This is a genomic window from Photorhabdus sp. HUG-39, assembly GCF_963878365.1.
Lineage (GTDB): Bacteria > Pseudomonadota > Gammaproteobacteria > Enterobacterales > Enterobacteriaceae > Photorhabdus > Photorhabdus kayaii.
The window spans coordinates 57,814-73,905 of the sequence record NZ_CAWNWY010000028.1 but is presented as its reverse complement, the minus strand read 5'-3'; the positions used below and the strand labels follow the sequence as shown (position 1 = coordinate 73,905).

The 16,092-nt window shown below is 50.6% G+C and carries 11 protein-coding genes and 2 pseudogenes; all 13 read left to right on the top strand.

Annotated features, from left to right (window positions below; translation table 11 throughout):
* Positions 1-6,836: pseudogene (locus AAC155_RS17150) on the top strand (hemagglutinin repeat-containing protein); the annotation flags it as partial.
* 617 nt (positions 6,837-7,453) lie between these two features.
* On the top strand, positions 7,454-7,693 hold the full coding sequence (locus tag AAC155_RS17145; protein WP_113043466.1) for an immunity protein: 240 nt from the start codon (positions 7,454-7,456) through the stop codon (positions 7,691-7,693).
* Positions 7,694-7,730: 37 nt separating this feature from the next.
* A complete protein-coding gene (locus AAC155_RS24540; RefSeq protein WP_113043471.1) occupies positions 7,731-8,165 on the top strand; it encodes a toxin C-terminal domain-containing protein in 435 nt (144 codons plus the stop codon).
* A 3-nt stretch (positions 8,166-8,168) separates the two neighbouring features.
* The gene (locus tag AAC155_RS17140) at positions 8,169-8,624 is read left to right on the top strand and encodes a hypothetical protein (protein WP_113043465.1); all 456 of its coding nucleotides are present in this window, start codon (positions 8,169-8,171) and stop codon (positions 8,622-8,624) included.
* A 68-nt stretch (positions 8,625-8,692) separates the two neighbouring features.
* Positions 8,693-9,313 (top strand): hypothetical protein, encoded by a 621-nt coding sequence (locus AAC155_RS17135; protein ID WP_228902252.1) that lies wholly within the window; start codon positions 8,693-8,695, stop codon positions 9,311-9,313.
* Positions 9,303-9,620 carry a hypothetical protein gene (locus AAC155_RS17130; RefSeq protein WP_158536591.1) on the top strand — a complete coding sequence of 106 codons (318 nt, stop codon included), beginning with the start codon at positions 9,303-9,305 and terminating at the stop codon, positions 9,618-9,620. The genes AAC155_RS17135 and AAC155_RS17130 overlap by 11 nt, the downstream gene beginning before the upstream one ends.
* Before the next feature lie 31 nt (positions 9,621-9,651).
* Positions 9,652-9,855 carry a hypothetical protein gene (locus AAC155_RS17125; protein WP_228902248.1) on the top strand — a complete coding sequence of 68 codons (204 nt, stop codon included), beginning with the start codon at positions 9,652-9,654 and terminating at the stop codon, positions 9,853-9,855.
* A 26-nt stretch (positions 9,856-9,881) separates the two neighbouring features.
* Positions 9,882-10,109, top strand: a pseudogene (locus AAC155_RS17120) (tyrosine-type recombinase/integrase); the annotation flags it as partial.
* A 347-nt stretch (positions 10,110-10,456) separates the two neighbouring features.
* Positions 10,457-11,584, top strand: coding sequence for a fused PTS fructose transporter subunit IIA/HPr protein (fruB, locus tag AAC155_RS17115; protein ID WP_113043463.1), 1,128 nt, complete (start codon positions 10,457-10,459; stop codon positions 11,582-11,584).
* A 72-nt stretch (positions 11,585-11,656) separates the two neighbouring features.
* Complete coding sequence (gene fruA, locus AAC155_RS17110) at positions 11,657-13,324, top strand: PTS fructose transporter subunit IIBC (protein WP_113043462.1); 1,668 nt, start codon at positions 11,657-11,659, stop codon at positions 13,322-13,324.
* Positions 13,325-13,476: 152 nt separating this feature from the next.
* Positions 13,477-14,382: a GntR family transcriptional regulator YhfZ gene (gene yhfZ / locus AAC155_RS17105; RefSeq protein WP_112876922.1), complete on the top strand. Its 906-nt coding sequence runs from the start codon at positions 13,477-13,479 to the stop codon at positions 14,380-14,382.
* Positions 14,383-14,405: 23 nt separating this feature from the next.
* Entirely contained in the window at positions 14,406-14,762 is a 357-nt protein-coding gene (locus AAC155_RS17100; RefSeq protein WP_113043461.1) for a PRD domain-containing protein, read from the top strand.
* 117 nt (positions 14,763-14,879) lie between these two features.
* Complete coding sequence (locus AAC155_RS17095) at positions 14,880-16,058, top strand: YhfX family PLP-dependent enzyme (RefSeq protein WP_113043460.1); 1,179 nt, start codon at positions 14,880-14,882, stop codon at positions 16,056-16,058.
* Positions 16,059-16,092: the final 34 nt, after the last annotated feature.

Below are 16,092 nucleotides of genomic sequence, written 5' to 3'. Positions count from 1 at the left end.
CCGACCGTTTGACGGCGAAAACGCCGGGCCAGTTTAACAACGACGGCGGCCAGTTAGTGGCGAAGGAAATCCACCTCACGACGCCGGATTTATCCAATCATCAGGGAAAAATTAACCAGACCGGTACTGGTGAACTGGCGCTCCATACCCGTACCCTGAATAACCGTGAGGGGACAGTGTTCAATCAGGGGAAATTGACCCTCACTACTGACCAGCTTAACAACCGTCAGGGCACTATTGCCAGTCAGGGCGAGGACCTGCATCTGACCGCGCATCAGGCCGATAACAACCAGGGGACGGTGCAGTTGGCCGGTCAGGGGCAATTATCGCTCAATACCCAACGGTGGCTGGGTGATAAGGGCAAACTGCTCACCAATGGCGCCCTGACGATACAGGCCGGTGAACTGCAACTCAACCACGCCGAAACTCAGGCCGGGCAGATAACCGTCAACGCTGACACCCTCAGTCATCAAGGCGGCGTGATGCAACAACAGGGCAAAGATACCCTGTCCCTCACCACCCGGAGGCTGGATAACCAGCGCGGTACCCTTGCGGGCAACGGCAACCTGAACCTTAAAGCAACGACCGTCGATAATCGTCACGGCAACATAGTGGCCGCCGAAAAAGGCTCGCTGACACTGGCGGTCAAAGACACGCTGGATAATCAGTCAGGTCGGCTGGAAGCGGGCCACGCGCTCCAACTGAGCGCCACTCAACTGGATAATCGCCGGGGGAGCATTGTTGCCGCCGGGGACAGCGCCACCCTCACCGTTGGCAAAACTATTCAAAACGTTAACGGTCATCTTGAAGCCAAAACCCGACTGACCACCACCAGTCAGACCCTGGATAACACGCAGGGGATGTTGCTGGCACAAAACATTGACAGCCAGACCACAGGCCATCCCTTCACCAATACCGCCGGACAGGTGATAGCCGAAGACACCCTGACGGTCAACAGCGGTCATCTGGACAACACCGCGGGGTTATTACAGGCTGGCCGCGAGATGTCTATTGATACTCATGGTCACGAGCTCACCAATACCCGTGATGCCAACCAAAAAGCGGGCCGGTTGTTAAGCGGCGGACACTTAACTTTGCACACCGGCGCTGTTGATAACATTGGCGGCATAATCGCGGCGGACGGCAAAACCGTGCTGACCAGCACTGCGCTTAATAATACGCAGGGACAGATTGCCGGAAATAGCGGGCTGGACATTCACAGCCGACAACTGACCAACCGCGAGGGCACTTTACAATCCGCCGACGCCCTGACTCTGGATACCGACGGCCAGTTACTGGATAACCAACAAGGCCAGATTATGGGTGAGGGCAAGACCACTATCACCAGCGGCCCACTGGACAATCGCCACGGTCATCTGCAAGGCGGACAGTTGGCTATTGACACCCGACACGCCGCGCTGGATAACCGGGACGGCAAACTGTTATCCACCGACACGTTAACCCTGAACACTCACCAGCTCGACAATCGTCATGGGCAGGTGCAGGCGGTGGGCAACACCGTGTTGAATGTTAAGACCCAAACCGATAACACCGGCGGCCTTATCCGTGGCGGTCAGCAATTGACCCTGAACACCGCTCGCTTGATTAACCGGAAAACAGCGCAGGTTGATAACGGAGTGGAAGCGCAAAACCTGACGGTCAACGCTCAACAGGTGGACAATACCCAGGGCGCTTTACGGGCGGCCAATCACCTGCAAGCTCAGGTGAGTCACACGCTGGAGAATGCTGAGGGGTTAATCTCCGCGGGCAAACAGCTTACCGTAGACGACGAGACCCGTCCTACGTCTCTGGTGATTAACAACCGGCAAGGCACGCTGATTGCCGGGGAGCACGCCACGATTAACGCACACGGCCTGAGTGGGGACGGCCAACTGTTATCGCAGGGCGATATGGCGGTCACCTTAACTGAGGATTTTCATCATACCGGCAACACCGCGGCCAATGGCAATCTGACCCTGAAAACGGCCGGTAATCTTATCAATGACCGCCAGATAAAAGCCGGTCAGGCGCTGCATCTTGACGCACAGGATCTCACTAACAGCGCCTCCGGTGAAATCAGCGCCAGGCAAACGCAAATCCAAGCTCACGATACCCTGAACAACACCGGACTGATTGACGGCGGCCTGACCCATCTCACGGCTAACACCCTGAACAATACCGGCACCGGGCGCATTTACGGGGACCGGCTCGCCCTCCAGACGGGCACGTTGAATAACACCGCGCAGGACGGCAAAGCCGCCGTCATTGCGGCGCGTGACCGGCTGGATATTGGCACCGGAACACTGAACAACAGTCACCATGCCCAGATTTACAGCGTGGGCGACATGCGCATCGGCGGCCGGTTGGATAATACCCTGACGGCTACCGGTCAGGCACGAGAGCTCAATAACCACGCGGCGACGATTGAAGCCGGGCGCCACTTGAAGATGAATGCCGACCAGATTAACAACACCAACGCCGGGTTGGTCACTCAGGTCGTCGAAACGGAAAAGTCTCAGCATCACGACGCGGTACTAAGCGGCCAGACCACTCGCTATGACTGGTCACAGGTGGACACTTCCCGCCACAATAAATACAAAGTGCACGATGCCATCATGCCGGATGGCAGCCGCAGTAATGACTTTTACGAATATCAGTACACCCGGACCGTCAAGGAAACTCAGGTTAAACAGAGTGACCCCGGTAAAATTCTGGCCGGGGGTAATATCACGCTCAACAGTGCGCAGGTCACTAATCACGACAGCCAGATTGTCGCCGGCGGGGCGCTGGATGGAGAAATCGGCGAACTGCACAATATTGCCACTCAGGGCGAACGTATCACCACCGATAAAGGTCGCCAAACTCACTGGTACGCCAAAAAGACCAAACACAAAAAGTTCGGGTTCGGTGGCACCAAAACCTCGCAGGGAAAAAGCCGCAGCAATTATGCCCCCGCCCCAGTGATAGAAACGATTGACCTGAAAACGCTGGCCTGGCAGGCGCATACCCGTCCACAGGGTACCGATATCACGATTACCGACCGACAAACCGGTCAGATACATTCTGCCCCCACAGCGGTCACGCCGGTGAACGGTATCAAAAATCAGCCACTGGTCTTGCCGCCCGGTCAGCCGTTTGAACTGAGTTTGCCCCCGGAGACCGTCAAAGGGCAAACAGTCGACCCGGTGATACGCGTGGTGACGCCCGATACCCGCCTGCCGAATAACAGCCTGTATACCGTGCAACCGGGCAGTGACAGCCACTATCTGGTCGAGACCGACCCGAAATTTACCCAGTATAAACAGTGGCTCGGCTCGGACTACATGCGGCAACAGTTAACGCACGACCCGGCGCTGGTTCACAAACGCCTGGGCGATGGGTTCTACGAACAGCGTCTGGTGCGTGACCAAATCACCCAACTGACCGGCCAGCGCTATCTGCCGGGCTACAACAACGACGAAGCCCAGTTTAAAGCGCTGATGGATGCCGGTGTCGCTTTTGGCAAACAGCAGCAATTAACGCCGGGCGTCGCCTTAAGCCCGGCACAGATGGCGTTGCTGACCTCAGACATTATCTGGTTGACTAACCAAACCGTCACCTTGCCGGATGGCACTAGCGAGGTGGTCACCGTGCCGCAGGTTTACGCCCGCGTCCGTCAGGGCGATCTGCGCAGTGACGGCGCTTTGCTGGCCGGGAATACCGTGGCGCTCAACAGTCAGGGCGATATCACTAACAGCGGCACAATTAGCGGGCGTGACGTCACCCAACTGACCGCCAACAATCTAACCAACAGCGGCTTTATTCGCGGCGGCAAAGTGGATTTAGCGGCCCAACAGACGCTCACCAACCGGGGCGGCCAGATTCAGGGGGATGACCGGGTGACTCTGAAAGGCCGCGATATCATCAGCGCATCGACGGTGCGCGGGGATGAGGCTAACCGTTGGTTAGACCGTCCGGCAGGCATCTATGTGCGGAACGATAAGGGCGCCTTATCGCTGAGCGCCATCAACAATGTGCAATTAACCGCCAGTGACGTCAAGAATGCCGGTAAAGACAGTCACACCGAGATAACGGCAGGCCATGACCTGACGCTGGACGCCTTAAGCACGCGCCGCACAGAGCAAGGGAATTGGGGGAAAGATAACTATCGCCATCTGACCCAGCAACAGGATATCGGCAGCCAGATAACCGGCGCCGGTGAGGTGACCCTGCAAGCCGGGCAGGATTTGAACGCCACTGCCGCCCACGTTAACGCCGGTCAACAACTGACGGCGCAGGCCGGGAATAACCTGACGCTGACCACCGGTACGGCCTCATCCGACTTAGTGGAGCACAGTAAACAAACCAGCAAAGGCTGGCTGTCGAAGTCGTCAGTGGAAACCCACGACGAAGTGCATGACCGACAGGCGCTCAGCACCACATTCAGTGGCGATAAGGTCAATCTCCAGGCCGGTAAAGACCTGAATATCCTCGGCAGCAATGTCGCGGGCACGCAGGATGTCAGCCTGAATGCCGGTCATCAACTGACCGTCACCACCGCCGCCGAAGCGCACGATGAAACCCATTTGCGGCAGGAGAAAAAATCGGGCCTGATGGGGACCGGGGGGATTGGCTTCACCTTAGGCAAAGCCAGCCAGAAAGTCACCACCGACAGTGACAGCCAGCTGAGCAAAGGCAGCACGGTCGGCAGCAGCCAGGGCAATGTCACCCTCAACGCCGGAGAACAACTCCGGGTTCACGGCAGCGAGGTGATTGCCGGTAAAGACCTGACGCTGACTGGTCAACAGGTCGATATCACCAGCGCGGAAAATCGCCATCACACCACGACAAAAACCGAACAAAAACAGAGCGGCTTAACCGTGGCGCTGAGTGGTACAGCAGGCGGGGCCGTCAACAGCGCGGTGCAAACAGCCAGAGCCGCCCGCACTGAAAGTGACCCGCGAGTAAAAGCCCTGCAAAACACTCAAGCCGCCCTCAGCGGCGTGCAGGCGGCGCAGGCTGGCCGACTGGCGGAAGCTCAGGGCAGTGACGACAAAGGCAATAATAATCTGGCCGGGGTGAGCCTGTCCTATGGCCGCCAGTCTTCCCGTTCAGAACAGCAGCACCGCCAGACCACTCAACAGGGCAGCCGTCTCACGGCCGGGGATAACCTCACCATAACCGCCAAAGGGGATGGCAAAGGCGCATCAGGCCAGAATGGCGATATCCGTATTCAGGGCAGCCAGTTACAGGCGGGTAAAGACCTGCAACTGAATGCTCACCGGGATATTCAGCTCTCCTCCAGCCAGAACACCGAACAGACTACCGGCAAGAACAGCAGTCACGGCAGCTCGCTGGGCGTGGGCCTGACCGCAGGGCCGGGGGGCACCGGCCTGAACGTCTCGGCCAATGTCAGTCGGGGCAACGGTCATGAAAACGGCAACGGCGTCAGTCACACTAACACCACGTTACAGGCGGGACAGAGCGTCGGGCTGAACAGTGGCCGGGACACGACGTTAAAAGGCGCTCAGGTCAGCGGCGAGCAGATTACTGCCGAGGTGAAACGTCATCTGACCCTCAGCAGCGAGCAGGACAGCCAGCGTTATGACAGCCAACAACAGAATGCCAGCGCCGGGGCCAATGTTACTGTAGGCCCCCTCACCAATGGTACCGCGAGCCTCAATGCCAGCCGCAATAAACTACACAGCAACTATGACAGCGTGCAGGAGCAGACCGGGCTGTTTGCTGGCAAAGGCGGCTATCAGGTTAACGTCGGTGACCACACCCAACTGGACGGCGCGGTGATAGCGAGTCACGCTGACAAAACCAAAAACACCCTGAACACCGGGACGCTGGGCTTTAAAGATATTAAAAATCAAGCGGATTTTACTGTTGAGCAGCAAAGTGCGGGCGTCAGCCTGGGCCAACCGACCGCCGGTCAGGTCCTGAATAATCTGGCGGTCAATGGGCTGAGTGGTTCCCATAACCAGGGCCATGACAGCAGCACCACGCACGCTGCGGTCAGTGAGGGCAACCTGATTATTCGGGACAAAGCGCACCAGACGCAGGATGTCGCGACCCTCAGCCGCGATACCGATAATGCCGCGAATGTCCTCAGTCCAATATTTGATAAGGAAAAAGCACAGCAACGGCTGAAACAGGCGCAACTGATTGGCGAACTCAGCGCCCAGATGACCGAGATAGCCCGTACCGAAGGGAAAATTATCGCCACCAAAGCGGCGAAAGCGAAGCTGGACCATATCAGTGAACCGGACAAAGCCGCGGCCAGAGAAAAGTTGATCAACGCAGGTAATAAAGACCCCTCGCCAGCGGATATCAATAAGCAAGTTTATGACACCGCTTACACGCAGGCGCTGAATGACTCGGGCTTTGGGACTGGCGGAACCTATCAGAAAGCGTTACAGGCCGCCACGGCAGCGATTCAGGGGCTGGCAGGGAACAACCTCGGTCAGGCGCTGGCCGGAGGCGCTTCACCGTATCTGGCCGGGGTGATAAAAGCGCTGACGACGGACCCACAAACCCATCAGGTGGATATCGCTACCAATACGCTGGCCCATGCGATTTTAGGGGCGGTGGCGGCGGAAGTGAGCGGTAACAATGCCCTGTCGGGTGCCGCAGGTGCGGCGTCGGGGGAACTGGCCGCGCAGGTCCTGATAAAGCAACTTTACGGTGATGGGGCCAAAGTCAGTGAGTTAACGGAGGAGCAGAAGCAAACTATCAGCACCCTTTCCACCCTAGCAGCAGGACTGGCAGGCGGTATTGCTGGTGACTCCACCGTCAGTGCCCTCACTGGGGCGCAGACAGGGAAGAATGCAGCGGATAATAATGCCCTGAGCTTACCCAAAGGCATGGCGGATTACGGTCGGTCAGCATCCAGTCTGGCTACCGCGATGTTAAATGAAGGTAAATCTCTTCAAGAGATTTCAGCGGCATTGTCAAAACATGCCAAAGGCGATCACCCGGAAGGACAAGATCCGGTAAGAGGATTGATAACAGCATGGGGCGCGGGGATGTCCACAGTAGTGGCACCGGTGCTGCTGCCATCGGGAGCAACGGTAGGCAGTATTTTTGCTGGAGGTCTAATCAGTGGAACAGCCAACATTAGTAATCAGCTTACAAATGGTTCTGTGAACATGACTGATGCACTGATAGCCACGGGAACGGGGGCGGTAACGCAAGGCAAAGGGTTTTGGTTTACAGAAGTGGCGAGTATAACAGGTGCTTATGTTGGGGCAAAACTACAGGATAAAAACCCTCTTGCACCGGTAGTAGGTGCAGCAGTTGGTAATGTTGTAGGTACTGCTGGAGGAAAAGTAATCGACGCTGGAAATAAATATTTCCTTATAGTATCAGATAAAACGGCAAGTACTATAGGGGCTATTGGTGGTGCTATAACCAGTGAAGTTACAAGCAGTAAAGTTGAGGATAAGCTGGATAAATCAGGAGGAGCGAAATGATAACTCATTTAAAGTCATTACTGATTCTTCTGTTATCCTGCACAATTATTATGATTATGGTGGTCTTATCAGGATGCATGTGTGCTGCGATTTTAGTTTATTTGAAAAATGAAACATTCATCTTTAGTTGGCATGATGATGTTGTTTTTTCAGTAGAAAAAGGGGTAGTAACAGGTATACCGACTGGAATAGGAATTTGGATCTTATCCCGTTTGAAAGGAAGTCGTGAGAATTAAGACGCCACCATCTGATTGATGACCGGACCAACTTTGGCTGAGGAAATATCCTAATCATACCGGTGGAAACCAACAGTTAAAGCCGGGTAGTATACCGAACCATACAGGCAATGAGGAAAACCAGTCTGGTGTTGCGTCAAATCATACCGGTAATACGGAAGGTAAGCCGGACACTGGCGGGAATACCACAACTACGCCGATTCCGGAAGAGCCAAATAAAGACGACTTAGCTTATCTGGCTCTGAAAGGAAAAGAAGCACAAGAGGCAGCAGGGAAATTAGGCTTTGATCGGAGAATAGCTCCTCCTAAAGCACCATTTAACTCACATGGGCAACCTGTATTTTTTGATGGTAAAACCTATATTACTCCCGATGTTGATAGCCATAATGTTACTAATGGTTGGAAAATGTTTGACCGTAGAGGCAAGCGAATGGGGACTTACGATAGTGATCTGAACAGAGTTAAGGACTGATTGATGTTTGGTATATTTCCCGGTGATGCACCCATCAGAGAAAACAATGAGCTAGTTCTACCTGTAACAATTATTATTGATACATTTACAGAAACAGTTCATATACCTTTATCTTATTGGAGCTTTGAGGATTACAAGCGGAGTTGGCGAGCTTCTCTTGAGGAGGGTATACACAGTAAAAAGCCTGTGGCGCTAGCTGTATCAATGTATGAGCCCGATTACACAAATTTCATATTTGTTTGGGTCATATATTTTGCAGGTGAGGAGGTTTTCTTGCAAAATAGCATCCTCTTTTTAGATGAATGTCCAGGTTTTACTCCAGAGAAGATAAATAACTTTATAGAGTCGCGTACTACGCACAATGAAGACGGAATGAAAATATCTGAATGGAATACTGATCTAAATAGCATTATAGATTTTTATAACAGTCTTAGAATTAATACAGAATCCCAGTCTTGAGTTAGGATTTTTACTTTATTATCCACTAAATTATAACGGATAATAATGCCCTGAGTTTACCCAAAGGCATGGCAGATTACGGTCGGTCAGCATCCAGTCTGGCTACCGCGATGTTAAATGAAGGTAAATCTCCTCAAGAGATTTCAGCGGCATTGTCAAAACATGCCAAAGGCGATCACCCGGAAGGACAAGATCCGGCAAGAGGATTGTTAGTCGCTTGGGGAGCAGGTGCTTCTGCTGTAGGAGGGACTCTAGTTGCGCCTGTTGCTGGGACCGCAGCCGTAGTGGGTGGAGCTTTACTTGGTGCAAGATCTGACACCGGAAAACAGCTTATCACTATGAAACCAAACGAGAGTTACAGTTATACTGACACGCTTATAGCTGCCGGAGTGGGAGCATTAACCCAAGGTAAAGGTTTGATATATACAGAAGGGGTAAATATTGGTGGAGCTTGGCTAGGTAGCAAGCTTAAAGGTGAAGATGCAACTGGAGCTGTTATAGGTGCGGCTGTTGGTACTGTAGCAGGTGCTAAAGGTGGAAAAATAATTACAGATAAACTGGCTCCTGTCGTTATCAGTCCTGTAGCGTCAGAAATAGGTGGGGCTATCGGAGGTACTGTTGTAGGTACAGTAATAGGCACTGGTATTGAAAACCAGATAAAAGAAAATGGAGCTAAAAATGGAAAATAAACGAATAGGATTAAAAGCTTTTATCCTACTTACAGCTTACTGGACATCGTTTATTTTTCTTTTGGCCTTTATTGCAGGGTTAGCTGTACCTGCATTTTATTATTTTGAAAATGGTTATTTTAATTATCATTGGAATGATTTTATTTACACTGGGAGAGTAGGAGTTGGTGCAGGATTGCCTGTTGGAATTGGAATTGGAATTGGAATTGGAATTGGAATTGGAATTGGAATTGGAATTGGAATTGGAATTTGGGTATTGGCGAAGATAGAAGAAATTCGCAAAAGAAAATCCTCTTCAGATCCTTAGCTACTTAATTCCAGCCAGTATGATCGCGAGTTTGGATACTCTACTTGTTGCGGATAATAATGCCCTGAGCTTACCCAAAGGAATGATGGATTACGGTCGGTCAGCATCCAGTCTGGGTACCGCTATGTTAAATGCAGGTAAATCTCCTCAAGAGATTTCAGCGGCATTGTCAAAACATGCCAAAGGTGATCACCCGGAAGGACAAGATCCGGTAAGAGGATTATTAGTCAGTTAGGGAAATTGGCTAATATTTCCGTAGGTTCTCATCCGCACATGTTGCGCCATGCCTGTGGTTTTGCACTTGCAGATAGGGGAATAGATACTCGGTTGATACAAGATTATCTTGGGCACAGCAATATTCGCCATACTGTGCGGTATACTGCCAGTAATGCAGAGCGTTTCCACGGTGTTTGGGGTGTAAAAAGGAATCGGAGTCGGGAATTACACTTTGATTATGTCCCACAGGAAAATGCTTGTTCAATTGAATAAGTGATTCTGATGTATGCGCCTGTTAAGGCGCATACATAAAAACCATCTGTAGAGCTAACTTCTCTCCTTCTTACTGATTGACGGCCAATGATTTCATTAATGGCACGTGAGTTATTGGTTTACCAAATCTCTTAAACCGAAGATAGAAAAAAAACGATGGCAGGAAAAATGTGAGTAATCTCAAAAAATTGCGATTTTATTTCACATAAGTATTGAATGAAAATTAGTCATGTTCCACACTCGTTGAAACGTTTCAGTTTTTTATCTCTTTTTTCTTTTATTGGACTTAATGTTTTTTTCTCTACGTAAACTGAAACGATTCTATTTTTGGTAATAGGGAGAAAATTATGTTCCAGTTGGCTCTGCAAAATATCCATACTGGTGCAATTGCAACCAGTAAAGAAGATGCCATTCGCCAAGTGGCGGCCATGTTAGCCGCGAGTGGTAACGTCAGTGATGCCTATGTTGACGGCATGTTGCAACGTGAAAAGCAAATTTCCACCTACCTTGGCAACGGTATCGCCATTCCGCATGGCACGCTAGATACCCGTGATCTGGTCATGAAAACCGATGTACAGGTATTTCACTTTTCGCAGGGTATTGAATGGGATCAAGGCGCGATGTGTTATGTGGTTATTGGTATCGCCGCGCGTTCCGATGAGCATTTGGCACTACTGCGTCAGTTAACACACTTACTGAGTGATGATCGTATTGCAGAGCAGCTGAAAACTATTGAGTCAGCACAGGTACTGCATAGCTTGCTAATGGGAGAAGTTCAGCAGGCTGAGTTTAAATTCGATACCAGCTTGATCACGTTAGATGTTAATGCCCGCGATCTGATGACATTACAGGCATTGAATGCCGGGCGGTTACAGCAAGTGGGGGCCGTAGATACGACCTTTGTCAGCAAAGTGATTAACAGCAAACCCCTGGATCTTGGGCAGGGCATTTGGCTCAGTGATAGCCCCGACGGTAACTTAACCAGCGCTGTGGCAGTGAGCCGATTATTCACGCGGGATAACGAGCCGGTGGTGATGTTGCTGACGGTTGCGATTGCTGACGACCAACCGCTAAATGTGTTGCACCACTTAAGTAACTTGCTATTAGCACAAAAAGCGGAATGTTTGCTGAAAGCTGATGCGCCGACAGTGCTGACATTACTGACCAGTGGCGTACTGGCGCAGAGCGCCATATCCAGCGGGGAATTTGTCCTGTGCAACGAACATGGCTTACATACTCGCCCAGGTGCTCTGTTGGTTAATGTTATCCGGCAATTTTCCAGTGAAATTACCATCATCAATCTTGATGGTGCCGGTCAACCGATAAACGGCCATAGTCTGATGAAAATCATGGCATTGGGCGCTAAAAAAGGCCATCGGCTTCATGTTACTGCCAATGGTGATGATGCGCAGCAGGCGATAGCGGCCATTGGTGAAGCGATTACTTCCGGTTTGGGGGAGGGGCCGCGAGAGTAGAAATCCCCAATTTGCCGTGATAATGGCGCGCGTCGATCTACAACCCTTTTAGCTAACAGCAGGAGAAGCATAATGAAAATGCTGCTTATCGTTGATTCTTCACTCGGACTTGCCGGAAGTTATCTGGTGAAAACAATCCTCAGTGCCGCTGCGGCGGAAAACGGACTGATACTAACAGAAAATCCAGCAGAGGCCGATTTGGTGGTCGTGACTGGCAGTCGCATCCCCACCGATAACACATTGAACGGTAAGCTTGTTTATCTCGGCGACACGGAACAGGCATTGCATGCGCCGAAAAATTTCTTTCAGCAGGCAAAAGCTGACGCGAAGCCGTATCAGATACCGGCAACTGACATCAGTTGTGATACAAAACGGATTGTCGCGGTGACTGCTTGTCCTACAGGGGTAGCGCACACCTTTATGGCTGCGGAGGCCATCGAAACCGAAGCCAAAAAGCGCGGTTGGTGGGTAAAGGTGGAAACGCGCGGCTCAGTAGGTGCGGGCAATGTTATTACGCCGGAAGAGGTGGAAAAAGCGGATCTGGTGCTAGTCGTTGCCGATATTGACGTAGATCTGGCGAAATTTGCCGGAAAACCGATGTACCGCACCTCCACCGGGCTGGCGTTGAAGAAAACAGCGCAAGAATTTGATAGAGCGCTAGTCGAAGCCAGGCTTTTCGAACCGGAAGGGCAAAATGTTAAAACTGACCGGAGGGAAGAGAATACCGGTATCTATCGTCACTTGTTGACGGGCGTCTCTTATATGTTACCGATGGTGGCGGCGGGTGGCCTGTGCATTGCATTGTCATTTGCTTTTGGCATCACTGCATTTAAAGAATCGGGTACATTGGCGGCGGCGTTAATGCAAATCGGTGGTAGCTCAGCTTTTGATCTGATGGTCCCTATATTGGCTGGTTACATTGCTTTCTCGATCGCGGATCGCCCAGGTCTGACACCCGGTTTAATTGGCGGCATGTTGGCAACTAGCACGAACGCGGGATTTATTGGCGGTATTATTGCGGGTTTTCTCGCCGGTTACGTAGCGAAGTTGCTTAACACCAAAGTGAAATTGCCGCAGAGTATGGCAGCATTGAAACCGATCTTGATCATTCCGCTATTTGCTAGCCTGATCACCGGCCTGATTATGATTTACGTTATTGGTAAACCCGTCGCCGGTATCATGGCGGGGCTAACGTATTGGCTTTCTCATATGGAGACAACCAACGCACTCCTGCTAGGAGCCATTTTAGGCGGAATGATGTGTGCTGATATGGGGGGAGCGATAAACAAAGCTGCCTATGCGTTTGGTGTCGGTTTGCTTAGCTCGCAAACCTACGCGCCAATGGCTGCCATTATGGCAGCGGGGATGGTTCCCCCGCTGGCTATGGGAGTGGCGACACTGATTGCCCGGCAGAAGTTCGATAACGTTCAGCGGGAAAGTGGTAAAGCCGCATTGGTGTTAGGTTTATGTTTTATTTCCGAAGGCGCGATTCCCTTTGCTGTTCGTGATCCGATACGTGTGCTTCCATGTTGTATCGTTGGTGGTGCGGTGACGGGAGCCATCTCTATGGCAATAAGTGCGCAATTAATGACACCGCACGGTGGTCTGTTTGTGCTGTTGATTCCAGGTGCTATCACACCAATACTGGGTTATTTGATGTCGATTATCGCCGGTACTTTGTTGGCAGGATTGATCTATGCACTGCTTAAGCGTCCAGAAACGACCACAACTAAAACATAAAAACAGAAATTATTAGTTATCGAACTAAAATCATTGAAATTTCAGAAAATTACCTATTTATTCGTGACTTCATTCGCATTTTTGCTATTTTCCGATTGTTATTTGCCTCCTTAAATTGGATATAAATATATTCAAAAAAATGAAGAATTATTATGAGTCATGGGCTGCTTAAAAAAGAGGGGGTTGCACAAGCATGCCTGGCACGTTATCTGCTAGGTGAGCGCTGTGGTAATCGGTTGAAAACGATTGAAGAGCTGTCATCTGACTATGGATTATCTGTTGGGTTAGTTCAGTTTGCATTAAAAAAACTGGAGAGTTCTGGCGCGGTTTATGTGGAACGACGGGGGCGCAATGGTAGCTATTTGGTCAGTATGGATCACAAAGCACTGTTAGCCCATGCTGATATTAGTAACGTGGTTTGTGCAATGCCGCTGCCTTATACCCGATTGTATGAGGGGCTGGCAAGCGGTCTGAAAGCGCAATTTGAGGGCATTCCATTTTACTTCGCCCACATGAGAGGTTCAGATGCTAGGGTGGAATGCTTGCGTAAGGGTATTTATGACTTGGCGGTGGTATCACATTTGGCGGCGCAAACTTATTTGGAACAAGGTGATGTTTGTACTGTACTTGAATTGGGACCACATACCTATGTTGGTGCACACCAACTGATTTATCGCAAAGGAGGTGAACATAACATCCGTCGTGTTGGGCTGGATCATCGTTCTGCCGACCAGAAAATCATGACTGAAGTGTACTTTGCCGGGCAGGATATCACGTTGGTGGATATTTCTTACCACGAGAGCCTGTATAAGGTAGCGAAAGGTGACATTGATGCCGTGATCTGGAACGTCAGCAGAGAAGTTGAACTCAGTTCCAGGGAGCTTATTGCAGTACCGCTCCATGGAAGTGCATGTTTTATCCGAGCCTCTGAAGCGGTGATTTTAACCAGAGCTGATGACATTCTGATGCAACAACTTTTACGTACGATGGTAAATACAACAGAGTTATTAGTTCATCAACAACGTGTACTGGCAGGTCAGCAGGACCCAAGCTATTAATTTAGCATAGGTGGCGTTAACGAATGGAAAATCGACTGAATTTGCTCTATCAGGGAAAAGTCATTGATCAGGATATTCATGATGGCATGTTACAAGTTGTGGCTCAGCTTGAAAACGATTGGGAAATTCCTGTCAGGAATGCGTTAGGAGAAATAGTAATAACACATATGGCCAACGCGTTAATGCGCTCACGCCGGGGAGAACAAATCAGTTCAATGGATATTGAACTGCTGATGGAAGTGCGTCAATCGAGAATCTTTTCTCATTTGCAAGCGATTAATGCTTCGCTATTAGTACATTTTGACGTGCAATTACATCCCTGTGAGGAGGGGTATCTGCTGGCAAATTTGTTTAGCCTTTGGGCGGCAAAGGGGCAGTGATAACACGACAACAGAGATGAAGGATTTTTTTTTCCATCAAATATTCAAAAAAATGATGATTTAACATCTAACTTATTGCAGTGGCATTGATCGCCGAAGGAGTACAGGAGGTACAGCATGTTTATACATGCGCTGAACAAACAAAATCCGGCACTGATTGAGGCAGCCCAGACATTATGGGCGCGAGGGGTCTTACTGCCTGATACTTATGTTATTGACGTTGATCAGGTTTTAGAAAATGCCAGACGATTGCTTGCGGTAGCGGAGCATTATGGTATTGCTCTTTATCTGATGACCAAACAGGTGGGGCGTAACCCTTGGTTGGCTCGTAAACTGATGGAACTGGGTTATCAGGGTGTCACCGCGGTGGATTTTAAAGAGGCCAGAGTCTTGATGAATGGGAATATCCCGGTTAGTCATGCAGGCCATCTGGTACAGATCCCTCGTCATATGATCTCCTCAGTGATGCAGCAACATCCGAAAGTGATCACAGTATATTCTTTAGAAAAAGCGGAGGAAATTTCCAGTTTGGCGCAGCGTGAAGGAAATGTGCAACGCATTATGCTGAAAATCTATGATGATCATGATCATTTATATCCAGGTCAGGAAGCGGGTTTTCACTTGTCGGAATTGCACACCATCGTTCAGCGCATCATGGCAATGCCCGGTGTAAAACTGACGGGATTGACACATTTTCCTTGCTTGTTGTGGCAAGAGGATCAGCAGCAGACACTGCCGGCGCCAAACTTATTTACTTTACTGAAAGCAAAAGACATTTTACGACAAACTGGGGTTGAGGTGACGCAGATAAATGCGCCGTCGGCGTCAAGCTGTAGCACACTGCCGCTACTGGCAAAGTATGGCGTTACCCATACCGAGCCTGGACATGCGCTAACAGGAACAATCCTTGCCAATTTTCGGGGAGAGCAGCCAGAGCGCATTGCTATGCTCTATCTGACGGAAATATCCCACCGATTTAATGGTAACAGTTACTGCTATGGGGGCGGTTATTACCGTCGTGGACGGGCGCATAACGCGCTGATATTCCTGCCAAACGGCCAGATCACCGCCACGCACCTGTTACCGATGGATGACACCAGCATTGATTACCATTTTCCTCTGAGCGGTGAATTTCCGGTCGGCTGTGTTGTCGTGCTGTGCTTTCGCACCCAGATATTTGCTACTCGCAGTGATGTGGCGTTGGTTAGCGGTATCCAGTCAGGGCATCTGGTCTTGGAAGGGCTTTATGACAGCCAAGGAAACCCTATCCCGATTAATAGAGAAAATGGCCTGTGAGCAGACGCCGTTCCACTCTCTTCGTCTGAGGACT